20 protein-coding genes, 1 other RNA gene and 2 pseudogenes are annotated in these 24,329 nt (G+C 72.5%); 8 read left to right on the top strand and 15 right to left on the bottom strand.

The genetic code is table 11. From position 1 onward, the window contains the following. Window positions 1–114 precede the first annotated feature (114 nt). An RNA gene (gene rnpB / locus ACFVZW_RS05150) (RNase P RNA component class A) lies at window positions 115–519 on the bottom strand. A gap of 77 nt (window positions 520–596) precedes the next feature. Here rnpB and ACFVZW_RS05145 point away from each other — a divergent pair. Together ACFVZW_RS05145 and ACFVZW_RS05140 are read left to right on the top strand one after the other, a co-directional pair. Further along, complete coding sequence (locus ACFVZW_RS05145) at window positions 597–1,361, top strand: MerR family transcriptional regulator (protein ID WP_384516908.1); 765 nt, start codon at window positions 597–599, stop codon at window positions 1,359–1,361. Continuing rightward, window positions 1,358–2,221, top strand: a complete 864-nt coding sequence (locus tag ACFVZW_RS05140) for a hypothetical protein (RefSeq protein WP_384516905.1) — start codon at window positions 1,358–1,360, stop codon at window positions 2,219–2,221. Before ACFVZW_RS05145 ends, ACFVZW_RS05140 begins: the two co-directional genes overlap by 4 nt. A gap of 1 nt (window position 2,222) precedes the next feature. Here ACFVZW_RS05140 and ACFVZW_RS05135 read toward each other — a convergent pair whose 3' ends face one another. After that, window positions 2,223–3,665 carry an RNB domain-containing ribonuclease gene (locus ACFVZW_RS05135; protein ID WP_384516902.1) on the bottom strand — a complete coding sequence of 481 codons (1,443 nt, stop codon included), beginning with the start codon at window positions 3,663–3,665 and terminating at the stop codon, window positions 2,223–2,225. Window positions 3,666–3,761: 96 nt separating this feature from the next. Between ACFVZW_RS05135 and yaaA the strand changes: the two genes are divergently transcribed. Beyond that, complete coding sequence (gene yaaA, locus ACFVZW_RS05130) at window positions 3,762–4,526, top strand: peroxide stress protein YaaA (RefSeq protein ID WP_384516900.1); 765 nt, start codon at window positions 3,762–3,764, stop codon at window positions 4,524–4,526. 115 nt (window positions 4,527–4,641) lie between these two features. Next, window positions 4,642–5,274, top strand: coding sequence for a bifunctional 4-hydroxy-2-oxoglutarate aldolase/2-dehydro-3-deoxy-phosphogluconate aldolase (gene eda, locus ACFVZW_RS05125; protein WP_384516897.1), 633 nt, complete (start codon window positions 4,642–4,644; stop codon window positions 5,272–5,274). A gap of 25 nt (window positions 5,275–5,299) precedes the next feature. Here the strand turns inward: eda and ACFVZW_RS05120 are convergent, their stop codons facing one another. The 5 genes from ACFVZW_RS05120 to ACFVZW_RS05100 form a co-directional block, all read right to left on the bottom strand. Next, window positions 5,300–6,127, bottom strand: coding sequence for a GNAT family N-acetyltransferase (locus tag ACFVZW_RS05120; protein ID WP_384516894.1), 828 nt, complete (start codon window positions 6,125–6,127; stop codon window positions 5,300–5,302). A 75-nt stretch (window positions 6,128–6,202) separates the two neighbouring features. After that, the gene (locus ACFVZW_RS05115; protein ID WP_384517108.1) at window positions 6,203–7,657 is read right to left on the bottom strand and encodes a bifunctional RNase H/acid phosphatase; all 1,455 of its coding nucleotides are present in this window, start codon (window positions 7,655–7,657) and stop codon (window positions 6,203–6,205) included. 8 nt (window positions 7,658–7,665) lie between these two features. Further along, window positions 7,666–8,409, bottom strand: coding sequence for a zinc ribbon domain-containing protein (locus tag ACFVZW_RS05110; RefSeq protein ID WP_384517105.1), 744 nt, complete (start codon window positions 8,407–8,409; stop codon window positions 7,666–7,668). Continuing rightward, on the bottom strand, window positions 8,406–9,224 hold the full coding sequence (locus tag ACFVZW_RS05105; RefSeq protein ID WP_384516891.1) for a Nif3-like dinuclear metal center hexameric protein: 819 nt from the start codon (window positions 9,222–9,224) through the stop codon (window positions 8,406–8,408). Before ACFVZW_RS05105 ends, ACFVZW_RS05110 begins: the two co-directional genes overlap by 4 nt. 153 nt (window positions 9,225–9,377) lie before the next feature. Then, window positions 9,378–10,415, bottom strand: coding sequence for an ABC transporter substrate-binding protein (locus ACFVZW_RS05100; RefSeq protein ID WP_384516888.1), 1,038 nt, complete (start codon window positions 10,413–10,415; stop codon window positions 9,378–9,380). A gap of 259 nt (window positions 10,416–10,674) precedes the next feature. Here ACFVZW_RS05100 and ACFVZW_RS05095 point away from each other — a divergent pair, with 259 nt between their 5' ends. Together ACFVZW_RS05095 and ACFVZW_RS05090 are read left to right on the top strand one after the other, a co-directional pair. Then, entirely contained in the window at window positions 10,675–11,790 is a 1,116-nt protein-coding gene (locus ACFVZW_RS05095) for a hypothetical protein (protein WP_384516885.1), read from the top strand. A 47-nt stretch (window positions 11,791–11,837) separates the two neighbouring features. Further along, window positions 11,838–11,963: a hypothetical protein gene (locus tag ACFVZW_RS05090; RefSeq protein WP_384516882.1), complete on the top strand. Its 126-nt coding sequence runs from the start codon at window positions 11,838–11,840 to the stop codon at window positions 11,961–11,963. Between the two features lie 307 nt (window positions 11,964–12,270). Here the strand turns inward: ACFVZW_RS05090 and ACFVZW_RS05085 are convergent, their stop codons facing one another. The 3 genes from ACFVZW_RS05085 to ACFVZW_RS05075 are packed head-to-tail and all read right to left on the bottom strand — an operon-like array spanning window position 12,271 to window position 15,181. Beyond that, window positions 12,271–13,212: a 3-oxoacyl-ACP reductase gene (locus tag ACFVZW_RS05085; protein ID WP_384516879.1), complete on the bottom strand. Its 942-nt coding sequence runs from the start codon at window positions 13,210–13,212 to the stop codon at window positions 12,271–12,273. A 14-nt stretch (window positions 13,213–13,226) separates the two neighbouring features. After that, window positions 13,227–14,303 carry a Zn-dependent alcohol dehydrogenase gene (locus ACFVZW_RS05080; RefSeq protein ID WP_384516876.1) on the bottom strand — a complete coding sequence of 359 codons (1,077 nt, stop codon included), beginning with the start codon at window positions 14,301–14,303 and terminating at the stop codon, window positions 13,227–13,229. Between the two features lie 14 nt (window positions 14,304–14,317). Further along, on the bottom strand, window positions 14,318–15,181 hold the full coding sequence (locus ACFVZW_RS05075; RefSeq protein ID WP_384516873.1) for a MaoC/PaaZ C-terminal domain-containing protein: 864 nt from the start codon (window positions 15,179–15,181) through the stop codon (window positions 14,318–14,320). Between the two features lie 299 nt (window positions 15,182–15,480). Here ACFVZW_RS05075 and ACFVZW_RS05070 point away from each other — a divergent pair. Both ACFVZW_RS05070 and ACFVZW_RS05065 read left to right on the top strand, forming a co-directional pair. After that, a pseudogene (locus tag ACFVZW_RS05070) lies at window positions 15,481–15,762 on the top strand (sensor histidine kinase); the annotation flags it as partial. Then, window positions 15,759–16,364 (top strand): response regulator, encoded by a 606-nt coding sequence (locus ACFVZW_RS05065; RefSeq protein ID WP_384516870.1) that lies wholly within the window; start codon window positions 15,759–15,761, stop codon window positions 16,362–16,364. The pseudogene ACFVZW_RS05070 and the gene ACFVZW_RS05065, both read left to right, overlap by 4 nt. Before the next feature lie 76 nt (window positions 16,365–16,440). Here the strand turns inward: ACFVZW_RS05065 and ACFVZW_RS05060 are convergent, their stop codons facing one another. From ACFVZW_RS05060 to ACFVZW_RS05040, 5 genes and pseudogenes are all read right to left on the bottom strand, one after another. Continuing rightward, window positions 16,441–17,865 carry an MFS transporter gene (locus tag ACFVZW_RS05060; RefSeq protein ID WP_384516867.1) on the bottom strand — a complete coding sequence of 475 codons (1,425 nt, stop codon included), beginning with the start codon at window positions 17,863–17,865 and terminating at the stop codon, window positions 16,441–16,443. 49 nt (window positions 17,866–17,914) lie between these two features. After that, entirely contained in the window at window positions 17,915–19,132 is a 1,218-nt protein-coding gene (locus ACFVZW_RS05055) for a lipid-transfer protein (protein WP_384516865.1), read from the bottom strand. A 13-nt stretch (window positions 19,133–19,145) separates the two neighbouring features. Next, window positions 19,146–21,308 carry an acyl-CoA dehydrogenase gene (locus tag ACFVZW_RS05050; RefSeq protein WP_384516862.1) on the bottom strand — a complete coding sequence of 721 codons (2,163 nt, stop codon included), beginning with the start codon at window positions 21,306–21,308 and terminating at the stop codon, window positions 19,146–19,148. A 112-nt stretch (window positions 21,309–21,420) separates the two neighbouring features. Next, window positions 21,421–23,811: a xanthine dehydrogenase subunit D gene (gene pucD, locus ACFVZW_RS05045; protein ID WP_384516860.1), complete on the bottom strand. Its 2,391-nt coding sequence runs from the start codon at window positions 23,809–23,811 to the stop codon at window positions 21,421–21,423. A gap of 2 nt (window positions 23,812–23,813) precedes the next feature. After that, window positions 23,814–24,115 (bottom strand): annotated as a pseudogene (locus ACFVZW_RS05040) (2Fe-2S iron-sulfur cluster-binding protein). Window positions 24,116–24,329: the final 214 nt, after the last annotated feature.

Raw genomic sequence — 24,329 nt, 5'->3', positions numbered from 1 at the left:
TTTCTTCGCCGCGGGTCGGGTTTTGCGCGGTATGTCCCGGGGGGGGGGCCCCCCCCCCTAACCATCCAAACCGGCCCCGTCCCCTGCAATATTGCAGGTCAGGGGCCTGAAGGGCAGACGAGCCGGGCTGTACGCCGGGTTCTGTACCCCGGGACCTCGCGGTCGTCGGGGTGACGGCCATCCATCTAGGACCGGCGTTGCCGCCGGTCTCGTGCGGTCTACCCGCGAACTCGGGCGGGCAGCCCTCGAGCGTTCGCGCAGGGTCGCCCGTCTCCAGGCGGCCCCTCTTGACCTTGCTCCGGGTGGGGTTTACCTAGCCGCCTGAGTCACCTCAGGCGCTGGTGGTCTCTTACACCACCGTTTCACCCTTACCGAGGACCGAGGTCCCCGGCGGTCTGTTTTCTGTGGCACTGTCCCGCGGGTCACCCCGGGTGGCCGTTAGCCACCACCCTGCCCTGTGGAGCCCGGACGTTCCTCGGGAGGATCCGAGGATCCCCACGCGGCCGTCCGCCCGGCTCGTCTGCCGTGCCGACCATGCTACCCGCCGTGTCGGGCGCGCTTGACCTTGTCGCAGCGTCAGGGTTTCTACTGGGCTCATGCGAATCGGCGAGATCGCCGCGCTCGTCGGGGTCACCCCGCGGGCCGTGCGCCACTACCACCATCTCGGGCTGCTGCCCGAGCCCGTACGACGGGCCAACGGCTACCGCGAGTACAGCATCCGGGACGCCGTCCTGCTCGCCCGGATCCGGCGGCTGACCGAGCTCGGCCTCGGACTCGACGAGGTGCGGGACGTGCTCGCCGACGACGAGGGGAGGGAACTGGTGGAGGTGCTGGAGGAGCTGGACGCCGACCTCGGACGGCAGGAGGCGGTGATCCGCGAGCGGCGGGCGCGCCTCGCCGAGCTGCTCGGCGAGGCACGGGCCGGGCGGCTGACCGCCGAGGGGCCGGTGTCGCCGGAGCTGGCCGGCCTCTTCGCGGATCTGGGCGAGGTCCCGGCGTCCCGTATGGCCGCCATGGACCGGGACGTGCTCGCCCTGATCGACGCCACGGCGCCGGAGGAGGAGCGGGCGAAGCTCATGAGCACGATGCGCACCATGGCCGAGGATCCGCGGACCGTCGCGCGCGCCCACGACGTGTACGCCCGGCTCGACGCCCTCGCGGACGCCGCGCCCGACGACCCGCGCGTGGCGGAGGCGGCCCAGGCGCTCGCCGACTGTCTGCCGGACGAGGTGGTGGCGCAGCTCGCCGGGCAGGGCCTGCCGCGGAACCAGCTCACCGAGACCTTGTTCGGTGACTTCTCCCCCGCCCAGACCGCCGCCGTCCACCAGGCCCTGATCCTGGTCCAGGAGCGGGCCCGATGACGGGCCGTCGGCCGAGCGCCGTCGAGCCGGACGCCACCCGAGGGACCGCCGGGAGCCGTGATGTCACCACCCGGCTGCTGCGCGGCGTCGCGTACGCCTCGCTCCCCGCGGAGATCGTGATCCTGATCTGTCTCGTCGCGGGTGTACGGATACCCCCGCCCGCCCTCGTCGCCTCCGAGGCCGTCGCTCTCCTCCTGCTGGTCGCCGGCCTCGTGGCGTACCGACGGCTCCGCCGCCGCGGGTTCTCCGCGCGGGAGACCCTCGGCGAGCTCGTGCCCGTGCCCGTGCTGCGGCTCATCGGCCACGAGCTGCGGCTGCTGGCGAGCCTCGCGCTGTGGGTGGCCCGGCGCCGCAGCGGCGTGCGCCCCGGCGCCCAGGTGTTCCCGCACGCCCGCGACCAGGCCGCCCTCATGTACGGCTTCGCGTTCGTCTGCCTCGTCGAGACGGTCGGGATGTCGTATCTGCTGGCCGACTGGCCCGTCACCCATGCGATCGTGCTGGTCCTGGACGTGTACTCGGGGATCCTGTTCGTCCTCGGGATGCATGCCGCCTCCGTGACCCGGCCGCACGTCCTCACCCCGGACGCGCTCCGCCTGCGGCAGGCCGCGCACGTCGACCTCCACATCCCGCTCGACCTGATCGCCGCCGTACGGCACGAGCTGCGCTTCACTCACGAGAAGACGGAGGGGGAGCTGAATCTCGCCGTCGCCTCGCAGACCTCCGTCACCATCGAGCTGACCGAGCCGGTCGACGCGCCCCGGTTCCTCGGCGGCGCCCGTTCGGTACGGATCGTGCGCTGTCACGCGGACGACGGCCGCGCGCTGTACCGCGCACTGACGAAGGCCGTCGCGGCCGGGTGACTCACTCCGGCACGTGCTCGAAGAGGACCTTGTCCCTGCCCTGCTCCGCCGGGTCCGCCTTCTTCAGCTTCACCCGTACCCGGTTCCCCTGCTTCAGCCCCTGCGTGCTCTTCACCGTGCCCACCACGGCCGGGTCCTTCAGATGCACGACGCCCTTCTTCATCGCCGCGTCCTTCACGTCGATCACGAACCCGTCGAAGACCTGGCCGATCCGGTCCTTCAGGAGCGCCGCCTCGACGACGTCCATGCTCTCCCTGTCGGCGTCCTTGCCACGGCCCCTCGCCATCTCGATCGGCACCGTCGTCAGCGCGTCCTTCACCCACGCGGGTGGTGCCTGGCCGGCGACGGCCGCCAGACACAGCTCGCCCACATAGCGGTCGACCAGGCGGCGCAGGGGCGCGGTGCAGCTGGTGTACTCGTCGGCGATGGCCGAATGGATCAGGGACTCCGGAAGACTGCCGTCCGCGAAGTGGATGTACGCGGACTTCTCGAACAGGCCGGTGGCGTCCAGCAGGAAGGCCGCGTGCCGGGGGTTCGCCGGATCGAGCGAGCGGATGAGCTCCGCGTACGAGACGTGGTGCGGCCAGGCGATCTCCAGCGCCTGTGCGGAGCGGCGCAGTTTCTCGACCCCGTCCGGCGCGGCACCCAGGGTGCGCAGGATCCCCGTACCCGCAGCGATCATCAGATCGGCCGCGGCCATGCCGGTGAGCAGGGAGATCTGCTCGTTCCAGCCGTCGACCCGGCGCGGAGCGCGATAGACGAGGGTGTACGTGGAGCCGGTCTCGACGACCTCCTGCTCGGGGAGGTCGAGGGAGACCCCGCCGCGTTCGACCTCCAGGGCCTCGCGGAGCGTGCCCACGGTCTTGAGCAGGGCGAGCGGTTCCTCCGCCGTGCCCGCGTCGATGAGCTGCTGGGCGCCGGCGTAGTCGAGCCTGAGGTGGCTGCGGACGCGCGCACGGCGTACGTCGACGGCGACCTGGCAGCCGTCGGCGTCCAGGTCGAAGCGCCAGAGCAGGGCGGGCACGGTCTGGCCGGGCAGCAGACTGGCGGCGCCCTCGGAGAGGACCGGCGGGTGCAGCGGAATCTTCTCGTCGGGGAAGTACAGGGTCTCGACGCGCTGGTGGGCCTCCTTGTCGACGGCGCCTCCGGCGGTGACGAACGCGGCGACGTCGGCGATGGCGTAGTGGACGCGGTAGCCGCCGCCCGGCCGCCGGGCGAGGTGCATGGCCTGGTCGAGGTCGCGGGAGTCCGGCGGGTCGATGGTGAAGAGAGGGATGTCGGTGGCGTCGTGATCCGGCAGCCGCGGGGACGCCGCGGCCGCCTCTGCCTCGGCGAGGACGGCCGGCGGGAAGCCCGTCGGAACCTGCATCCGGGTCCTCAGTGCGCGCAGCGCGGCCCGCAGGTCCTCGGCTGCGCCGGTCACGTGAATGTGGCGGCGTGGCATGGACCGAGCGTATGGCGGAGGACCCGGCCCGGCACTTTGTAGGCTGAACGCTCTGGGGCCGCACCCCCAGCCCCGTACGTACGAAGGAGAACCACCGTGCTCGTGCTGTTGCCGCCGTCGGAGGGTAAGGCCGCTTCGGGGCGTGGGGCGCCGCTCAAGCCGGAGTCCCTGTCGCTGCCGGGCCTGGCCGACGCGCGGGCGGCGGTCCTGGACGAGCTGGTCGAGCTGTGCGTCGCCGACGAGGAGGAGGCGCGTGAGGTGCTCGGGCTGAGCGAGGGGCTGCGCGGCGAGATCGCCAAGAACACGGAGCTGCGGACGGCGGGTGCGCGTCCGGCCGGCGAGATCTACACGGGGGTGCTGTACGACGCGCTGGGCCTGGCCACGCTGGACGCGGCGGCGCGGAAGCGGGCGCGGGCCTCGCTCCTGGTGTTCTCGGGGCTGTGGGGCGCGGTGCGCGTGGACGACCGGATTCCGTCGTACCGCTGCTCCATGGGCGTGAAGCTGCCGGGGCTCGGGGCGCTGGGTGCCCACTGGCGGGGTGCGATGGCGACCGTGCTGCCGGAGGCGGCGGGCGACGGGCTCGTGCTGGACCTGCGGTCCTCGGCGTACACCTCGGCGTGGAAGCCGAAGGGCGAGGTGGCGGCGCGGACGGCGACGGTGCGGGTGCTGCACGCGCCGACCCGGAAGGTGGTCAGCCACTTCAACAAGGCGACGAAGGGCCGGATCGTGCGGAGCCTCCTCCAGGCGGGTGCGGCGCCGAAGGATCCGGTGGAGCTGGTGGTGGCGCTGCGGGATCTGAAGTACGTGGTGGAGGAGGGGAAGGCGGGGGTCCTCGACGTCCTGGTGGAGGAGATCCACTAGGAGGGCCCGCCCCTTGGAGTGGGGTGCCCGGGGCATGTGGCGTCGCCGACCATCGAGCGTTGCGCTGTGCGCAACGCTCGTTGCGCGTGTTGTCGCAGGCGGGCAGGATGGGGCCATGACCTCCGCGCTGCCCTCGGTCCTCGACCTCGCCCCCGTCGTCCCGGTCGTCGTCATCGAGGACGCCGCCGACGCCGTCCCCCTCGCCCGCGCCCTCGTCGCGGGCGGGCTGCCCGCGATCGAGGTGACCCTGCGGACCCCGGCGGCGCTGGACGCCATCCGCGCGATCGCCGCCGAGGTCCCCGACGCGGTCGTCGGCGCCGGCACCGTCCTCTCCGCGGCCGGGGTCGCGGACGCCGTCGCGGCGGGCTCGCGCTTCCTGGTGAGCCCCGGCTGGACGGAGGGCCTGCTGGACGCCATGACGTCCTCGGGCGTGCCGTTCCTGCCAGGCGTCTCGACCACGTCGGAGGTCGTGGCGCTCCTGGAGCACGGAGTGCGCGAGATGAAGTTCTTCCCCGCCGAGGCGGCGGGCGGCGTCCCGTATCTGAAGTCGCTCTCCGGCCCGCTCCCCCAGGCCCGGTTCTGCCCGACCGGCGGCGTCTCCCTGGCCTCCGCCCCCGGCTACCTCGCGCTGCCGAACGTCGGCTGCGTCGGTGGTACTTGGATGCTGCCCGCCGACGCCCTCGCGGCCCGCGACTGGGCACGGGTCGAGTCGCTGGCGCGCGAGGCGGCGGAGCTGCGGGCGCGCTGACAGGCGCGCACTCGCCGACCGACCGTCAGGAGAGCGTCAGACCCACGTGGTCGGTCACCGGGCGGTACCCGAGCCGCTGGTACAGCGCGTTGCTGGTGGGATTGGAGAGGTCCGTGAAGAGCAGGACCTGCTCCGCGCCCGCGTCCAGGGCGGCACGACTGACCGCGCCGGTGACGGCTCCCGCGTAGCCGCGACCGCGGAGTTCGGCCGGTGTGTACACCGGTGAGACCCGGGCCTGGCCCGCGACGATCGGCGAGACGCTCGCCATCGACACCGGGCCCTCGCCGGTCTCCCAGAAGTGGAGGCGGCCTTCGGCGACTCGGGGCTCGATGTTCGGGGTGTAGTCGACGTCGGCGTCCTCCCCGATGTCCCGGGCGAAGTCACGCATCCATGACACGGCGAGCGGAATGTCGGCGTCGGCCGCCCGCCGCGGCCCTCCCGGCGGCGCGGGGTCCGGCGGGGTGAGCGTGCCGAGCCGGTAGAGCCGCATCCGGCGGGTGGTCGTCCACGTCCGGCTCTCCCCGCACAGCTCCCGGGCGAACGCCCCGGCCGTCTCCTCCTCGCCGCGCACACAGGTCACCGCGGCCGCGTCCGGCAGTGCGTGGACGAGGGCGCGGGCCGCCTCCACGGGCATCGGTCCGAGCGCCGGCTCGTGGGGCAGCGTGAACAGGAAGGCGCCGGTCACCCGGCCGTCCGGCTCGGTCCACCAGCCGTACCGCGCGGACTCGATGGGCCGCCGACGGGCACCCTCGCTGAGGGTGAGCAGCACGGTGTTCCGCGCGGGATCGGCGGCGAAGTGCTCGCGGGCGGCGGCGCGGAAGGCCGCGGCGTCCTCGGTGATGTGCCAGCTCATGGCGTCGATGGTGCTACGGAACGAGGGGAGGGGCCACGGATTTCCGTGACCCCTCCCCTCTGCTTCCGTCGCGGGTCACCTCAGGTGCGAGGTGTCGTTCAGGAGTCGTACGGAGGCGTTGCCGTCCGCGTAGTACGCCACCGCCGACAGCGAGGCCGCCGAGAGCTCCATCCGGAACAGGGACTCCGGCGGGGCGCCGAGGGCCAGCCGCACCAGGGTCTTGATGGGCGTGACGTGCGTGACGAGCAGGACCGTACGGCCGGCGTACGCGGCGGTCAGCCGGTCCCTGGTCGCGGAGACGCGCCGCGCCACGGTCGCGAAGCTCTCGCCGCCGCCGGTCGGGGCGGCCTTGGGCGAGGCGAGCCAGGCGTCGAGGTCGTCGGCGTACCGCTCCCGTACCTCGGCGAAGGTCAGCCCCTCCCAGGCGCCGAAGTCGGTCTCGCGCAGCCCCTCGTCGATGCGCACGTCGAGGCCGAGGCGCGCGGCGACGGTCTCCGCGGTCCGGCGGCAGCGCTTGAGCGGCGAGCTGACGATCTCCTGGATCGTCCCGCGCGCGGCGAGCGCGGCGGCGACGGCCTCGGCCTGCCGCATCCCGGCGGCGGACAGCTCGGGGTCGGTGCCCCCGCTCCCCGAGAAGCGCTTCTCCGGCGTGAGCGCGGTCTCCCCGTGCCGGAGGAGGACGAACGTGGCGGGAGCCCCCATGTCGGGCGCCCCCCAACCGGGCGCGGCGGCACCGCCGGTGTGCGCCGCGGTGCTGCCGGCACCGGACACGGCAGCCTTGGGCTCGTGGCCGAGGACACCCGCCTCCGCCTCGAAGTCACCGCTCTCCGCGGACTCGCGCTCGGCCGTGGCGGCCGCCGCCAGCGAGGCGCGGGCCTGGGCCGCGATGGTCTCGTCGGCGGCGAAGAGGCCGTCGTCGGTCGGGACACCCGCACCGGAGCCCGTACGCGTACCGGAGGCCGTACCCGCACCCGCTCCCGTGAGCGCCGCCCTCGCGCGGGCCGCGCCGGCCGTCGCGTCGCCGGGAGGGCCCGAGGGCGCCGTCGCCGCGCCGCGCGCGGCGTTGCGCGCCGCCGACGTGTCCAGGGCGGCCGAGGAAGCCGACGGCTCCCACTGCTTGCCGCGCTTGCCCGCGTCCATGGCCTCGTTGGCGAGGCGGTCCGCGTGCTTGTTCTTCTCCCGCGGGATCCACTCGTAGCGGACCTGGCGCGCGGGGAAGACCCGGGCCGCCTCCGCCGCCAGCGGCTTCATGTCCGGGTGCTTGATCTTCCAGCGGCCGGACATCTGCTCGACGACCAGCTTGGAGTCCATCCGGACGTGGACCTTGGCGTCCGGGAACAGCTCACGCGCCGCCTTCAGCCCGGCCACCAGGCCCTTGTACTCGGCGACGTTGTTCGTCGCGACGCCGATGTACTCGGCCCGCTCGGCGAGCGTCTCGCCGGTCACCGGGTCCAGGACGACCGCCCCGTACCCGGCCGGCCCCGGGTTGCCCCGGGAGCCTCCGTCGGCTTCGACGACGACTTCCGTGATGGCCGTCATTACAGGCCGGACTCCGACGTGCGGACCAGGATCCGACGGCAGTTCTCGCACCGCACCACCGTGTCCGCGGCGGCCGCCCGGACCTCGTTGAGCTCGGTGATGTTCAGCTCGATGTGGCAGCCCTCGCACTTGCGCTGGTACAGCCGCGCCGCGCCGACACCGCCCTGCTGCTCGCGCAGCTTCTCGTAGAGCTTCAGCAGGTCGGCCGGGACGGAGCCGGCCACCAGCTCGCGCTCCTTGCCGACGGACGACGCCTCGCCGTCCAGCTCGGCCTGCGCCGCGTCACGGCGGGCGGTCGCGTCGTCGGCCTTGGCCTGCACGGCGGAGGCCCGCTCGGTCAGCTCGGCGACCCGCTCGGTGGCGGACTCACGGCGCTCCATGACCTCGAGGACGATGTCCTCCAGGTCGCCCTGGCGCTTGGCGAGCGAGGTGATCTCGCGCTGGAGGCTCTCCAGGTCCTTCGGGGAGGAGACGGCGCCGGAGTCCAGCCGCTGCTGGTCCCGGACGGCGCGCTGGCGCACCTGGTCGACGTCCTGCTCGGCCTTGGTCTGCTCGCGGGCGCAGTCGCTCTCCTCGGTCTGCGCGGCGACGAGCAGGTCGCGCAGCTGTGTGAGGTCCTTGGTCAGCGACTCGATCTCGGCGTGCTCGGGCAGGGACTTGCGCTTGTGGGCGAGCTGCTGGAGACGGACGTCCAGTGCCTGGACGTCGAGCAGTCGGATCTGGTCGGCGGGCGCGGCGTTCAGTTGGGGGCTCCAGGGGAGTTGTGATGGGAGGACCAGGGGTCGGTGACCGTCTTCGAGACGTGGACGCGCAGGTCCCAGCCGTGGCGGTCGGAAATCTCGTCGAGCTGGGCGGCGGCCTGCTCGCACCAGGGCCATTCGGTGGCCCAGTGGGCGGCGTCGATCAGGCCGATCGGCGCGCGCTGGGTGGCTTCGGAGACCGGGTGGTGGCGCAGGTCGGCGGTGAGGAAGGCGTCCACGCCGGCGGCCCGGACGGCGTCGAAGAGGCTGTCGCCCGAGCCGCCGCTGACCGCGACCCGGCGGACCGTCATGCCCGGGTCTCCGGCGACCCGGATCCCCTGCGCGGTGGCGGGCAGCCGCTTCGCGGCGCGGGCCGCGAAGTCGGCCAGGGTCTCGGGGTGGTCCAGCTCGCAGATCCGGCCGAGGTTGGTCTCGGGGACCAGGGGGCCGGTGATCCGCAGGTCCAGGGCGCCGGCGAGGGCGTCGGACACCCCGGGGTCGGCGGTGTCGGCGTTGGTGTGCGCGACGTGCAGGGCGATGTCGTGCTTGATCAGCGTGTGCACGACACGGCCCTTGAAGTGGGAGGCCGCGACCGTCGTCGTACCGCGCAGATAGAGCGGGTGGTGGGTGACGATCAGGTCGGCGCCCAGCGCGATCGCCTCGTCGGCGATCTCCTGGACGGGGTCCACGGCGAACAGGACACGGGTCACCTCGGCGTCGGGGTCGCCGCAGACCGTGCCGACGGCGTCCCACTCCTCGGCCCGCTCGGGCGGCCAGAGAGCGTCGAGCGCGGCGATGACTTCAGACAGACGGGGCACGGAGGAAAGGCTACCTGGCCGCCTTGTGCGCCTAAACCGGCGCCGCTTTCGCGGAGGTGGCGGGCCGCCGTCGGGGTTGCTCAATCGATGGTTGCGGTGATCTCCGCAGAGCGGACCCCTGGTGCCGTCGGGGGCGCCAGGGGTCCGCACCGCCTACTTCACGAGGTCGGCGCGCAGGTCGGCGAGGACGCTGTCGGCCGCGGTCACACCGAGGCCGAGGTACCAGGTCTCGTCCGGGACGTCCTTGGCCTGGCCGGCCTTGACGGCCTTGAGGTTCTTCCACAGCGGGTTGGCCTGGGCGGTGTCGCGCTTGGTGGCCTTCGGGTCGCCGTAGACGCCGGTGAAGATCCAGTCGGCGTCGGCCTGGTCGATCTTCTCGGGGCTGATCTCGGCGGCGAGGTCGTTGATCTGCTGGTTCTTGGGCCGGGGCAGACCCGCGTCCTCGAGGATCGTGCCGATGAAGGACGCCTTGGCGTAGAGGCGGATCTTGCCCGGGAGATAGCGGACCATGGAGATGGACGGCTTGTTCGGGCCGATGTCCGTGCCCAGCTGCTTCGCCTTGGTCTCGTAGGAGGCGAGCTTCGCCTTGGCGTCGGCGGTCTTGTCCAGGGCCGCGGCGTTGAGGAGGTAGTTCTCCTTCCAGGTGAAGCCGGGGCGGATGGAGAAGACGGTGGGGGCGATCTTCGAGAGCTCGTCGTACTTGTCCGCGGCGCGCAGCTGGCTGCCGAGGATCAGGTCGGGCTCCAGATTGGCGATCGCCTCGAGGTTGAGGTTGTTGATGGTGCCGACGGACTTGGGGGCGCCGGCGTCCTTCTGCAGATACGTGGGGATGCCATCGTCTCCCTCGGCGGGGGCGTAGCCGACGGGCTGGATCCCGAGCGAGACGACGTTGTCGAGCTCGCCGACGTCGAGGACGACGACCCGCTTGGGGGCGGACTTGATCTCGGTCTTGCCGAGCGCGTGGGTGAGGGTGCGCGGGAACTGGCCGGCCTTGGCGTCCGTCCCCATGGCCGCGGTCTTGGCCGCCGCGTCGCCGAAGTCCTTGCCGCCCGTGGCGACGTCCTTCTTGGCGGCGCCTTCCTTCTTTTCCGAGGTGGCGCCCGATGCGCCGTCGCCGCTTCCGCAAGCCGCGAGGGAGAGCGCGGCGGCGAGGGCGAGGGCTGCGGCGGTGCCGCGGCGGCGGAGGGACATGAGGGGTTCTCCTGTACGGGTACGGGGACGGCGGCTCGGGATCGGTTGCGGAACGGGTCCCCTACCCGGCCTCGCACCCGGAGTCCCAGACTCCACTTAGGGTCGCCTTACCTTATGCCCCACCCTTCTCTTCAGCACAACCACCCCCCTCCCCTCAGCAGAATCGATTCATGGCCACCCTTATGTGTGAAGTGACCGGGCTCGTGTTGTTCGGCAGGAAGTGCGAAAACTAGCTTCGGTGGCCGGAGGTGACGAGACGATGACAGCCTGTGCCATCGAGACGACTGCGGGGGACGGCGGCGCGGTGTGGCCGTCGCGGTTCACGATCACGGCCAACGGGGCGTACGCGGCGCGGCTCGCCGGCACCGGGGACGCGCTGTACGCGGAGCGTTGGACCCTGGACGGGCCGGAGCCGTACGCCGTACCCCTTCCGCTCGACCAGCCCGAGGAGCGCCACACGCAGCTGCTGCCGCTGGCGGACGGACGGGTGCTGACCGGCCGCCGGGTGGACGGCGACCGCCACACGTTCTCACTGCTGTACCCGACGGGACCGGGGACGGGGGAACTGTCCCTGGGGGCCGTCGAGTCCACCGATCTCACGCTGCTGCCGCCCTCGCCGGACGGCATCTGCGCGTACGCGATGTGCGTCGGGGCGGACACCACCACGATCTGGCTGGTGGCGGGCGGGGCGTTCGGGCCCGAGCAGGTCGCCGAGGTCAAGGGCCGCTGCTCCGGCGGGGTCTGGCTGGACCGGACGGGGCGGATGCTCGCCCTCGACCGGCGGCTGGACGACGGCCCGGTCAAGGCGGTGGCGGTCGACCTGGAACGGGGCGGGGAGGTGACGCCGCTGCTCCAGATCACCGAGGAGAGCCACGACCGGCTGCTGATGGCCGACCCGGACAGCGGGCTGCTGCTGATCCGCTCGGACGCGCCGTCACCGGGGCACGAGCGGCTCGGGTGGGGTGTCCTCGGCAGTCTGCTGCCGATTCGTTTCCCCGACTGTCTGCGGCTGGACGACGCGGCGGTGACCCCGTTCGCGGTGCAGCCGGGGCAGGTGCTGCTGCCGGAGACCTGCTCCGTCGCGCTGCGGATCGACGCGGCGGCGGGGAGCTGGGTCGGGATGTGGCGCCCGACCGACCGCCGGATGCACCAACTGGCGGCCCCCGCGGGGTGGCTGGCCGGGTCGGGGCTCTGGACGGCGGAGGGCGTGCTGCGGCTCCCGTACGCGACGGAGGAGACGCCCTGCGGGCTCGCCGGCATGGAGGTCCCGCCGGACCCGGAACCGGCGCGGGTCGAGGTCACGGTGGAGCCGCGGGTCTGCCGCCCGGTCCCGCTCCAGCAGGCACCGCTCGCCGACCGCAAAGCCGCTGACTAGACTCTCGGCCGCACGACAACAGCGATCAGTACGGGGTGAGTTCCACCATGTCGGAAGCACGCAACGACGGGACGGAGCCGAACGGCTCCGGAAAGCACCGCGGCGAGGCGGCGCCGTCGGAGGAGTCCACCTCCTCCCCCCACGGCCGCCACCGCCGCGACGCGGAGCAGTAACGGCGGCACGACGCCGGCTCGGGGACGACCTCCCCACCCGGCCCGCCGTCGCCACGGCAGGACGAACGGCCCCGGGTCTCCCCGGGGCCGTTCCCGTTCCCGAATCGCACGGCGGCGCCAGGTTGCCGCCCCGCCCTTCCCGCCCCCGAAACACACGACGGCGCCAGGCCGGCCGTGCGGGCTCGCGCCGGGCACGCTCCCCGGCACGGGGCTGCCGCGCCGGGCCACGGCCCACCCGGGCCCATCGAACGGCGCGAAACTGCCGCGTCCGCGGTCGGGTGGGGAGGCCCCTCCCCACCCCACCCCGTCAGCCCTTCTTCAGGCCCAGGACCTCCGCCGCCGCGAACGTCTCGCCCGGCGGGCGGTCCGCGTAGTGCGGGGTGAGCAGTCCGTCCAGCTCCTCGTACGTGAACGCGTCCTTCGACGTGTCGAACTTGGCCGACACCCTCGGGCGGTCCACGATCGCGACCATCCCGCCGTGCACCACCAGCAGCTGGCCGTTGACCGACGCCGCCGCCGGCGAGGCCAGGTAGCCGACCAGCGGCGCCACGTGCTCCGGCGCCAGCGCGTCCAGCTCCCCCGCCGCCGGCTCCGCGAACCCCGCGAAGACGTCCTTCGTCATCCGGGTCCGCGCCCGCGGGCAGATCGCGTTCGCCGTGACGCCGTACTTCGCCAGCGCCAGCGCCGTCGACGTCGTGAGCCCCACGATCCCGCCCTTGGCCGCCGCGTAGTTCGGCTGTCCGGCGGAGCCCGCGAGGAACGCCTCCGACGAGGTGTTCACGATCCGGCCGTACACGCCGGACTCCCCCGCCTTCGCCCGCCCCCGCCAGTGCACCGCGGCGAAGTGCGTGGTGTTGAAGTGCCCCTTGAGGTGGACCCGGATCACCGAGTCCCACTCCTCCTCGCTCATCGAGAAGACCATCCGGTCCCGCAGGATGCCCGCGTTGTTGACCAGGATGTCCAGCTTGCCGAACTCGCCGACCGCCAGGTCGACGAGGCCCCGCGCGGTCTCGAAGTCGGCGACGTCGCCCAGGTGGGCCACCGCCCGGCCGCCCGCCGCGCGGATCTCCGCCGCGACCTCCTCGGCGGGCGCGGCCGACGCCTCGCCGGAGCCGTCCCGACCCGCCTGCCCGTAGTCGTTGACGACGACGGACGCGCCCAGGCGGGCGAGTTCCAGCGCCTCGGCCCGGCCGAGACCCCGGCCGGCACCCGTGACGATCGCGGACAGACCCTCAAGGGGGAGTGACATGTGTCGTGGTCCTCTCAGATCTCGATGCAGGTACGCAGCGCGACACCCGTACGCATCTGCTCGATCGCCTCGTTGATCCCGGAGAGCGGCACCCGGTGGGTGATCAGCGACTCCAGGTCGATCCGGCCCGCCCGCCAGAGCGCGATGGCCCGCTCGTACGAATGCAGCACGTCACCGCCTCCGTACATCGACGGCAGGATCTTCTTCTCGTCGAAGAACAGCTCGAACATGTTGAGCTGCAGGAAGTCGTCGAGCGCGCCCGCGCCGACCACGCAGAGCGTGCCGCCGCGCCGGGTCGTCTCGTACGCGGTGCGGGCGGTGGCGGACTTGCCGACGACCTCGAAGACGTAGTCGAAGCCCTCGCCCGCGGTGATCCGCTGCTTGGCGTCGGCGAGCGCGTCGGGCGCGACGGCCTCCGTCGCGCCGAAGCGCAGGGCCGCCTCGCGCCGGGACTCGACGGGGTCGACGGCGATGATCTGCGCGGCCCCCTGGAGCTTGGCGCCCTGGATCGCCGAGATGCCGACGCCCCCGCAGCCGATGACGGCGACCGAGGAACCGGCCTGCACCCGCGCCGTGTTGATGGCCGCGCCGAGTCCGGTGGTGACGCCGCAGCCGATCAGGGCGGCGATGTCGAAGGGCACGTCGTCGGGGATCGGCACGGCGCAGCCGGCGTCGACGACGACCTCCTCGGTGAACGTGCCGGTCCCCGCGAATCCGAAGACCTCCCCTCCGGGCCTGCGGAAGTTGGGGGTGCCGGCGTTCATGAATCCGGCCAGGCAGAGCTGTGTCTGGCCGCGCTTGCAGGCGGGACAGACCCCGCAGGCGGGCAGCCAGCAGAGCAGGACCCGCTGTCCCTCGCTCAGCCCGGTGACGCCGTCGCCGACGTCGAGGATCTCGCCCGCGCCCTCGTGGCCGGGGATGAACGGCGCGGGCTGCGGGAGCACGCCGCTCATGGCGGAGACGTCGGAGTGGCACAGTCCGGTCGCCCTGACCCGGATCTTCACCTTGCCGGGGCCGAAGCCCACCGCCTCGACGTCGTCGAGGACCTCCAGTTTGTCCTGGCCGATCTCGTGCAGTACGGCTGCGCGCATGGTGCGGGCTCCAATCACGAATACTCGACGAGGGTGTCGGCGAGCACCGGAGCGTCGTCGCGCTCGACCGCCGTGACCGACACCTGGACGCGGCCGGGCTCGGGAGAGTCCTGCCAGATCCGGATACGCAGGGTCTCGCCGGGGAAGACGATCCCGGCGAAACGGGTGCGGTAGGACCGGACGCGGGCGACGTCTCCGCCGAGCACCGTGTCCACCACCGCCTTGAGGGTCATGCCGTACGTGCAGAGTCCGTGGAGGATCGGCCGGTCGAAACCGGCGAGCTCGGCGAACTCGGGGTCGGCGTGGAGCGGGTTCCAGTCGCCGGAGAGCCGGTAGAGCAGGGCCTGGTCCGGGCGGATGGCCCGCTCGACGGTCTTGTCGGGCTCGCGGCCGGGGAGTTCGAGGCGCTCGGAGGGGCCACGGTCGCCGCCCCAGCCTCCCTCTCCCCGTACGAAGATCTGGGCGTCGCTGGTCCACAGCGGTCCGTCGTCGTCGGCGACCTCGGAGCGCAGGACGAGGACGGCGGCCTTGCCCTTGTCGTGGACGGCGGCGACGCGGGAGGTGGTGACGGCGCTGCCCTTGACGGGGATGGGCCGGTGGAGCGTGATCGTCTGGCCGCCGTGCAGCACGGCGGCGAGGTTGATGTCGATGCCGGGCGCGGAGAGCCCGCCGACGACTCCCATGCCGGCGCCGGCGACGGTGGCGAAGCTGGGCAGGACGTGCAGCCGGGATTCGAGGGTGTAGCGGAGCTCGTCGGGGTCGGTGGCGGGGATGCCGGCGCCGAGTCCGAGGTGGTAGAGCTGGATGTCCTTGTGGTCCCAGGCGATCTCGGCGCTGCGGGGCTCGGCGGCCACGGCCTTGGCGGCGTCAATGGGCATCGGGATGCTGCTCCTTGGAGATCCCGGAGGATCCGTGAAGAGGGAAGACCTCGGTGCGACCGTCCGCACCGTCGGCCGCACCGAGGCCGTGCGGGACCGTCCCGTACACGTCCGTTCTAGAACGCGTTCTAGGTCGGTAGATCCTCATGTATAGCCGAGCCGGGGTGAGTTGAGAACCCCCCTGACATCCATGTCTGACGGTACGTCAGTTGTCGTGTCCGGCGCGAGGGGCAGGACATTTGTCCCTCCGGGGTCCGTACATTCACTCCTGTCAGGCCCTCACGGAGATCCGGGAGGCCGTCGTCCGGGAGTCGGCCGGGAACACCCTCCGGCGCAGCGGGGCGACCCGCTGCGAGATCGAGGTCGGCGGCACCCCGGAACGGGTCCGGCTGACCGTCACCGACGACGGCCGCGGTGCAGACGCCGCCACCGCGGGCAGCGGTCTGAAGGGCCTGCGCGAGCGGGTCGGGGCCGAAGGCGGCACTCTTGATTCGGGACCCGCCCCGCGCGGAGGGTTCCGGGTCACCGCGGAACTCCCCGTGGAGACCCAGGCGTCGCAGGAGTGGGGGACCACGGGATGATCAGAGTTCTGCTCGCCGAGGACCAGGGCATGATGCGGGGCGCGCTGGCGCTGTTGCTCGGGATGGAGCCCGACATCGAGGTCGTCGCGCAGGTGGGGCGGGGTGACGAGATCGTCGACGCGGCGCTGACCAGTCGGCCCGAGGTGGCTCTCCTCGACATCGAACTCCCGGGCCGTTCCGGCCTCGACGTCGCCGCGGATCTGCGTGACGAGGTCCCCGACTGCCGGGTCCTGATCCTCACGACCTTCGGGCGTCCGGGCCATCTGCGCCGGGCGATGGAGGCGGGGGCGGCCGGCTTTCTGGTGAAGGACGGGCCGGTGGAGGAGCTGGCAGTGGCGATCCGCCAGGTCCTGCGGGGCGAGACGGTCATCGACCCGGCTCTCGCCGCAGCCGATCTGAGCGCGGGCCCGAACCCGTTGACCGCATGCGAACGGGACGCCCTGGGCGCGTCCGTGGACGGCGCGACGATCGCCGACATCGCCACGACGCTGCATCTGTCCGAGTCGACCGTCCGGAACCATCTCTCGTCCGCCATCGGCAAGACCGGCACCCGCAACCGCATCGAGGCGGTGCGGGCGGCCCGGCAGCAGGGATGGCTCTGAGGCGTCAGAGCCGAGCCGTGAGAGCTGAGGCGTCAGAGCTGGCCCGTCGGACGCTGCGCCGTCGGCCGCTGAGTCGTCAGCCCCTCGGCTCCGGCCTCGGCAGCCAGAGCAGCATGAGGATCGCCGCGGCGACCAGCACGCCCGTCGCCGTACGGAAGGCCAGGGCGTAGCCCTCGGTCAGCGCCTCGGGGCTCGTGGCACCGCCCGTCCGCGCGACCGCCACCGTGGAGAGGACGGCCAGGCCCAGCGCGCCGCCCATCGTGCGGGAGGTGTTGACGAGGCCGGAGACGAGGCCCGCGTCGCCGGGGGCGGCGCTCGACGTGGCGAGCGTGGCGAGGGGGGTGGTGAGCAGGCCCATGCCGAGCATCATCAGGATGCCCGGGCCCAGGATGATGGCGAGGAAGGTGCCGTCGGCGGTCATCGTCGACTGCCAGCCGAAGCCCGTCGCTGCGACGAGGGCACCGATGACCGCGAGGTTGCGGGCGCCCGCCGCCGGCATCAGACGCGGGGCCAGCTTGGAGCCGACGATGACGCTGATCGAGCTGGGCACCAGGGCGAGACCGGCCTGGAGCGGGGTGTAGCCGAGGACGTTCTGCGCGTACACCGTCATGAAGAACCACATGGCGAAGGAGGTCGAACCGCACACCAGGATCGCCACGTTGGCGGCGGAGACGGCGCGCGAGCGGAACACCTTCAGCGGCATCAGCGGGGCCGCCGTGCGCGCCTCGACGGCGACGAAGACGGCGAGGAGCGCCAGGCCGCCGAGCAGGGGGAGCAGCGTGACCGGATCGGCCCAGCCGACTTCCTCCGTCTGCACGATGCCGTACGCGACGGCTGCGAGGCCGGCGGTGACGAGGACGGCGCCCGGGAGGTCGAGCCGACGACCACCCCCGGTGCGGCTCTCGCTCAGCCACAGCATGGCGCCCACCAGGACCAGGACGCCGACGGGGACGTTGATCAGAAGCACCCAGCGCCAGGAGAGCAGGTCCACCAGCACTCCGCCGACGAACCCGCCCGCGGCGCCGCCGGCCGCTCCGACCGCCGTCCAGGTGCCGATGGCCCGGGTGCGCGCGGGCCCGACCGGGACGGCGGCGGTCACGATGGTGAGGGTCGCCGGCGCGAGCACCGCGGCGCCGAGGCCCTGGGCAGCGCGGGCCGCGATCAGCTGCCAGCCCTCCTGCGCGAGCCCGCCGGCGACGGAGGCGGCGGTGAAGAGCCCGAGACCGAGCAGGAACATGCGCTTGCGGCCGAAGAGATCGGCCGCCCGGCCGCCGAGCAGCATGAATCCGGCGAACGCGATGGAGTAGGCGCTGAGCACCCACTGCAGTCCGGTGGCCGTGAGGCCGAGGTCGGCCCGCATCGACGGCAGCGCGACGTTCACCACCGACACGTCGAGCACCACCAGGAACTGCCCCGCGCACGCGGCGAGTACCACGAGCCAGGTGCGCGGGGCGGGGCGTATGGAGGTGGACTGCTCGGTGGCTGTCTTGGTGCGGACCATGCCTGTGATGGTCGCAGACGGCCCGTGCCCCGTACATCGGGATTCGGTCCTACGACCTCCGGAGCATGGTCACGACCGCCGCGCCGCCGAGCCCGATGTTGTGCGCGAGGCCGACGCGGGCGCCCTCCACCTGGCGGGGGCCGGCCTCGCCCCGCAGCTGCCAGACCAGTTCGGCGGCCTGGGCCAGACCGGTGGCGCCCAGGGGGTGGCCCTTGGAGATCAGCCCGCCCGAGGGGTTCACCACCCAGCGCCCTCCGTAGGTCGTCGCGCCCGACTCGACGAGCTTTCCGGACGCGCCCTCCTCGCACATGCCGAGGGCCTCGTAGGTCAGGAGCTCGTTGATGGAGAAGCAGTCGTGCAGTTCGACGACGTCCACGTCCTCGATGCCGAGGCCGGAGCGCTCGTACACCTGCCGGGCCGCGGCGCGGGACATCGGCCGGCCCACCGCGTCGATGCACGATCCCGATGCGAAGGACTCCCCCGTGTCGGTGGTCATGGCCTGCGCCGCGATCTCGACGGCCTTGTCGTGCAGCCCGTGCTCGACGACGAACCGCTCCGACACCACGACCGCCGCCGCGGAGCCGTCCGAGGTCGGCGAGCACTGCAGTTTGGTCAGCGGCCGGTGGATGGTCTTCGCCGCGAGGATCTCCTCGACCGAGTACACGTCCTGGAACTGGGCGTTGGGGTTGTTCGCCGAGTGCCGGTGGTTCTTGGCGCCGACGGCGGCGAGCTGGACCTCCGTCGTCCCGTACCGCTCCATGTGTTCCCGGGCCGCGTTGCCGAAGATCTGGGCGGTCGGCGGGGACATCTCGAAGCCGTGGGCGGCGGCCATGATCCCGTAGTGCCGTGCGACCGGCGACGTCTTGCCCCCGACATCAGCGGCTCCGCCGCGGGCACCCCCGTCCGATCCCCCGCCCAGCGCCCCGCGCGCCATCTTCTCGAAGCCGAGCGCGAGGACGCAGTCGGAGATCCCGCCCTCCACGAACTGCCGGGCCATCATCAGCGCCGTGGACGCCGTCGCGCAGTTGTTGTTGACGTTGTAGACGGGCACGCCGGTCAGGCCGAGTTCGTACGCCGCGCGCTGTCCGGCCGTCGACGCCTGGAAGCAGTAGCCGACAGGGACCTGCTCGACCTGCTCGTAGGAGATCCCCGCGTCGGCGAGCGCCGCCGTCCCGGCCTCGCGCGCCATGTCCCAGTACTGCCAGTCGCGCGTCTCGGGCTTCTCGAACTTCGTCATCCCGACGCCGACGATGTACGCCTTTCCCATCTTCGGTTCCCCCTCAGTCTCTCGGCAGGCCGAGCAGGCGCTCGGCGACGACATTGAGCTGGACCTGCGTGGTGCCGCCCGCGATGGTCAGGCAGCGGGACATCAGCAGGCCGTGGACGGCCCGCTCCCCCGCGCCTTCCCGCACCACTCCCTCGGGGCCGAGCAGTTCGAGCGTGAGCTCGGCGACCTTCTGCTGGTGGACGGTCTGGACGAGCTTGCGGACGGAGGCGCCCGCGCCCGGTTCCAGGCCGGAGACCTGGAGCATCGTGGTCCGCAGCCCGATGCAGGCGAGTGCGTGCGCCTCGGCGGCGAGCGCCCCGATCCGTACCCGTACGGCGCTGTCGGCGTCGGCCGCCCGGTCGATCAGCGCCTCCAGGCCGGAGTCGAAGGCGACCTGGTCGGCCATGTGGACGCGTTCGTTGCCGAGGGTGTTGCGAGCGACCTTCCAGCCGCCGTTCACCTCGCCGACGACGGCGTCGGCCGGCAGCACGACGTCGTCGAAGTACACCTCGTTGAAGAGCGAGTCGCCGGTGATCTCCTTCAGCGGCCGGATGTCGATCCCGGGGGTGTTCTTCATGTCGACGAGGAAGTACGTGAGCCCACGGTGCTTGGGGGCGTCCAGGTCGGTCCGGGCGAGCAGGATGCCGTGGTCGGCCCACTGGGCGGCGCTCGTCCACACCTTCTGCCCGTTGATCCGCCAGCCGCCGTCCTCGGTGCGTTCCGCCCTGGTGCGCAGGGAGGCGAGATCGGATCCGGCGCCGGGCTCGGAGAACAGCTGGCACCACAGCAGCTCGCCCCGCAGGGTGGGGCCGAGGTAGCGCTCCCGCTGCTCCGGCGTCCCGTACGCGAGGAGGGAGGGGACGACCCAGGTCGCGATCCCGAGCCCGCTGAGCTTGACGCCCGCCGCGTCCAGTTCCCGCTGCACGGCGAGCTGCTGGAGCGGTCCCGCGCCGAGGCCGTAGGGCGGCGGCAGGTGCGGGGCGGCATGGCCGGTGCCGGCCAGGGCGCGGCGGGCGGCGCCCGGGTCGAGCCCTGCGGCGGGGGCGATCGCGGCGCGCGCCTCGGCGCGGAACGCGTCGGCCTCGGGCGGCAGTTCGAGCCGGAGCTCGCGCCGGGTGCCCTGGGCGGCGAGCCGGACGGCGTGCGCACGGTGGGTGTCGCCGGGGCCGAGGAGCTGGCGGGCGACGAGGGCCCGGCGGAGGGAGAGATGGGCGTCGTGCTCCCAGGTGAAGCCGATGCCGCCGAGGATCTGGATGCAGTCCTTGGCGCAGTCGTAGGCGGCGTCGAGGGCGGTGGCGGCGGCGAGCGCGGCGGTCAGGGAGCGGGGCGCGTCCCTTGTGGACCGGGCCGCGTCCCAGGTGAGGGCGCGGGCCTGCTCGACCCGTACGAGCATGTCGGCGCAGAGGTGCTTGACCGCCTGGAACCGTCCGATGGGCCGCCCGAACTGTTCGCGCACCTTGGCGTACTCCGCGGCCGTCTCCAGCGCCCGGGCGGCGTTCCCGCAGGCGTCGGCGGCGTACAGCACGGCGGCGAGATCCGTGACGAGGGCGGGGTCGACGTCCAGGATCCGGTGCGCGGGCACGAGCGCTCCTGCCGCGGTGACCTCGGCGGTGGGCCGGGTGGGGTCCGCGCTCCGGTGGGGGCGTACGGCGAGGGTGTCGGCGTCCACGGCGGCCCAGACCGTGCCGCGCGCGGTACCGGCGGCGAGGATCAGCACATCGGCCTGGGAGCCGCCGAGGACGGGCGCCGCTCCCCCGTCGAGGAGCAGCCCGCCCTCGGTCTCGACGGCGGTCAGCCCGCCGGGCGCGAGGGCGACGGCCCCGATGCGCTCCCCGGCGGCGAGGGCGGCGGTCAGCTCCCGCTGCCCGGCCCGGGCCAGGATCTCGCCGGCGAGGACGGAGGGCAGGTACGGCCCCGGAAACAGCGCCCTCGCGGCCTCCTCCAGGACGACGGCCAGATCGACGAGATCGCCGCCCCCTCCCCCATACTCCTCGGGCAGATGGATCCCGAGGAGCCCCTGCGCGGCGAGCCCGTCCCAGTGGGCGGGGCGTCCGGTGGCGCTGTCGGCCGGCGCGTCGAGGAGCCCCCGCACATCCTCGGACGGTACGGCCCGGCCGAGCCAGCCGCGCACGGACCGGGCCAACTCCCGCTGCTCTTGCGTGATTCCGATGCCCATGCGCGGCAGACTAGAACACGTTCCATTCTGACGGAAGGTCAGATACCGAAGTGATGGGCGGCGCGGCGTACCGGCACGCGCCGCCCGGGTCACGGCCGGGGATGGGGGCCGGTCAGAGCCCGGTGAGGTGCTCGGGGCGGACCGGTGTCCTGTTGAGCTCCAGGCCCGTCGCGTTCCGGATCGCCGCGAGGACGGCCGGTGTCGCGGACAGGGTCGGGGCCTCTCCGATGCCGCGCACTCCGTACGGCGCGTTCGGGTCCGCCAGCTCGAGGTAGTCCACCGGGATGGTCGGCGTGTCGAGGATCGTCGGGATCAGGTAGTCCGTGAAGGAGGGGTTGCGCACCTTCGCGGTCTTCGGGTCCACGATGATCTCTTCCATCACCGCGACGCCCAGGCCCTGGGTGGTGCCGCCCTGGATCTGGCCGACGACGGAGAGCGGGTTGAGCGCCTTGCCGACGTCCTGCGCACAGGCCAGCTCGACGACCTTGACCAGGCCGAGCTCGGTGTCCACCTCGACGACCGCGCGGTGCGCGGCGAACGAGTACTGGACGTGACCGTCGCCCTGGCCTGTGACCAGGTCGAAGGCCTCGGTGGGCCGGTGCCTCCACTCCTCCTCGATCTCCACGGCCTCGTCCTCCAGGACGTCCACGAGGGTGGAGAGGACCTCGCCTCCGTCGGTGACGACCTTGCCGCCCTCCAGGAGCAGTTCGGCGGTGGCCCACGCCGGGTGGTACGAGCCGAACTTGCGCCGGCCGATCTCCAGGACCTTCTCCCGGACGAGTTCGCAGGTGTTCTTGATGGCACCGCCGGTCATGTAGGTCTGGCGTCCCGCGGAGGTCGAACCGGCGGAGCCGACCTGGGTGTCGGCCGGGTGGATGGTCACCTGCGTGACACCCAGCTCGGTACGCACGATCTGCGCGTGGATGGTGACACCGCCCTGACCGACCTCCGCCATGGCCGTGTGAACCATGGCGACGGGCTCGCCGTTGACGACCTCGATACGCACCTTGGCGGTGGAGTAGTCGTCGAAGCCCTCGGAGAAGCCGACGTTCTTGACGCCGACCGCGTAGCCGACCCCGCGGACGATGCCCTCGCCGTGCGTCGTGTTCGAGAGACCGCCCGGCAGCGCGCGAACGTCCGCGCCCTCACCGGCGACCTCCCACTGGCGCTCCGGCGGCATCGGGCGCGCCTTGACCCGGCGCAGCAGCTCGGCGACCGGCGCAGGCGACTCCACGACCTGACCCGTCGGCATGATCGTGCCCTGCTCCATCGCGTTCTTCTGCCGGAACTCCACCGGGTCCATGCCCAGCCTGGCGGCCAGCTTGTCCATCTGCGCCTCGTACGCGAAGCAGGCCTGGACCGCGCCGAAACCGCGCATCGCGCCACAGGGCGGGTTGTTCGTGTAGAGCCCGACCGCCTCGATCTCGACGTCGTCGATGACGTACGGACCGACCGAGAGGGACGCGGCGTTGCCGACGACCGAGGCCGTGGACGACGCGTAGGCGCCGCCGTCCAGCACGATCCGGCACTTCATGTGCGTGATCTTGCCGTCCTTGGTGGCCCCGTGCTCGTACCAGAGCTTCGCCGGGTGGCGGTGCACATGGCCGAAGAACGACTCGAAGCGGTTGTAGACGATCTTGACGGGCTTGCCGGTGCGCAGCGCGAGCAGGCAGGCGTGGATCTGCATCGAGATGTCCTCGCGACCGCCGAACGCGCCGCCCACACCGGCCATCGTCATACGCACCTTCTCCTCGGGCAGACCGAGGACCGGAGCGATCTGGTACAGGTCCGAGTGCAGCCACTGGGTGGCGCAGTACAGGTCGACACCGCCGTCCTCGGCGGGCACGGCGAGGCCGGACTCCGGGCCGAGGAAGGCCTGGTCCTGCATGCCGAACGTGTACTCGCCCGAGACGATGACGTCGGCCCTCTTGGCGGCCTCGTCCGCGTCGCCGCGGATGATCGGCTGGCGGTGCACGATGTTCGGGTGCGGGACATGACCGGAGTGGTGGTCGTCGCGGCTCTCGTGCACGAGGACCGCGTCGGAAGCGAGCGCGGAGGCCTCGTCGGTGATGAGGGGCAGCTCCTTGTACTCGACCCTGATCTTCGCGGCGGCGCGGCGCGCGGTCTCCGGGTGGTCGGCTGCCACGAGGGCGACCGGCTCACCGTGGTGGCGGACCTTGCCGTGCGCCAGGACCGGGGTGTCCTTGAACTCCATGCCGTAGTTCTTCATCTCGGCCGGCAGGTCGTCGTACGTCATCACCGCATAGACGCCCGACATGGCCACGGCCTCGGAAGTGTCGATGGAGACGATCTCGGCATGCGCGACCGTGGAGCGCAGGATCTGGCCCCACAGCATGTCCTCGTGCCACATGTCGGAGGAGTACGCGAACTCACCGGTGACCTTGAGGGTGCCGTCCGGGCGGAGCGTGGACTCGCCGATGCCGCCCTTGGTCCGGGAGCCCTGCGTGACGTTGGTGGGGATACCCGTGGTGGTACCAGCCATGATCAGACCGTCTCTTTCTGACGTTCCCGGCGGGCCGCGGCCAGGCGGACCGCGTCCAGGATCTTCTCGTAACCCGTGCACCGGCAGAGGTTGCCGGAGAGCGCCTCGCGGATGTCCTGGTCGGACGGGTCCTTGTGGCGTTCGAGCAGTTCGTCGGCCGCGACCAGGAGGAGGTACTCGGGTCGCCGGTGGTCGAAATTGATCTCGACCATCACATCGGTGCCACCCGCGATCGGTACGGCGGTGGGGTGCTCGGCCTTGGCGGCGAGCGCCTCCTCCCAGCCGGCGGGCGAAGGAAGTCCATGGATGGCGCTCTCCTCTTCGTGTCGGGTCGTTCATGTCGGGTCGGGTCGTTCGTGGCGCGTGGCCGCGTGGCCGCGTGGTTCGTGGCGCGTGGCCGCGTGGTTCGTGGCGCGTGATGGCTCGTGGTTCGTCGACCGAACGGGGCGAGCGCACCGGGGCCCGAAGCCCTCGGTCGACTCGTTCGCGCGCTGTCGTCCGGACCCGTAGAAGTAGAC

The sequence above is a fragment of the Streptomyces sp. NPDC059567 genome (assembly GCF_042735655.1).
GTDB lineage: Bacteria > Actinomycetota > Actinomycetes > Streptomycetales > Streptomycetaceae > Streptomyces.
Note: the sequence above shows the minus strand (reverse complement) of the source record. Positions and strands in the feature narration are given on the sequence as shown.

Bases quoted from the DNA above. Each gene is read 5' to 3' on its own strand.
- ACFVZW_RS05060 (WP_384516867.1), bottom strand. From the start codon at position 17,865: ATGGTCCGCACCAAGACAGCCACCGAGCAGTCCACCTCCATACGCCCC.
- ACFVZW_RS05120 (WP_384516894.1), bottom strand. From the start codon at position 6,127: ATGAGCTGGCACATCACCGAGGACGCCGCGGCCTTCCGCGCCGCCGCC.
- ACFVZW_RS05065 (WP_384516870.1), top strand. From the start codon at position 15,759: ATGATCAGAGTTCTGCTCGCCGAGGACCAGGGCATGATGCGGGGCGCG.
- ACFVZW_RS05100 (WP_384516888.1), bottom strand. From the start codon at position 10,415: ATGTCCCTCCGCCGCCGCGGCACCGCCGCAGCCCTCGCCCTCGCCGCC.
- ACFVZW_RS05050 (WP_384516862.1), bottom strand. From the start codon at position 21,308: ATGGGCATCGGAATCACGCAAGAGCAGCGGGAGTTGGCCCGGTCCGTG.
- ACFVZW_RS05080 (WP_384516876.1), bottom strand. From the start codon at position 14,303: ATGCGCGCAGCCGTACTGCACGAGATCGGCCAGGACAAACTGGAGGTC.
- ACFVZW_RS05055 (WP_384516865.1), bottom strand. From the start codon at position 19,132: ATGGGAAAGGCGTACATCGTCGGCGTCGGGATGACGAAGTTCGAGAAG.
- ACFVZW_RS05095 (WP_384516885.1), top strand. From the start codon at position 10,675: ATGACAGCCTGTGCCATCGAGACGACTGCGGGGGACGGCGGCGCGGTG.
- ACFVZW_RS05135 (WP_384516902.1), bottom strand. From the start codon at position 3,665: ATGCCACGCCGCCACATTCACGTGACCGGCGCAGCCGAGGACCTGCGG.
- ACFVZW_RS05140 (WP_384516905.1), top strand. From the start codon at position 1,358: ATGACGGGCCGTCGGCCGAGCGCCGTCGAGCCGGACGCCACCCGAGGG.
- ACFVZW_RS05075 (WP_384516873.1), bottom strand. From the start codon at position 15,181: ATGCCCATTGACGCCGCCAAGGCCGTGGCCGCCGAGCCCCGCAGCGCC.
- pucD (WP_384516860.1), bottom strand. From the start codon at position 23,811: ATGGCTGGTACCACCACGGGTATCCCCACCAACGTCACGCAGGGCTCC.
- ACFVZW_RS05090 (WP_384516882.1), top strand. From the start codon at position 11,838: ATGTCGGAAGCACGCAACGACGGGACGGAGCCGAACGGCTCCGGAAAG.
- ACFVZW_RS05145 (WP_384516908.1), top strand. From the start codon at position 597: ATGCGAATCGGCGAGATCGCCGCGCTCGTCGGGGTCACCCCGCGGGCC.
- ACFVZW_RS05085 (WP_384516879.1), bottom strand. From the start codon at position 13,212: ATGTCACTCCCCCTTGAGGGTCTGTCCGCGATCGTCACGGGTGCCGGC.
- eda (WP_384516897.1), top strand. From the start codon at position 4,642: ATGACCTCCGCGCTGCCCTCGGTCCTCGACCTCGCCCCCGTCGTCCCG.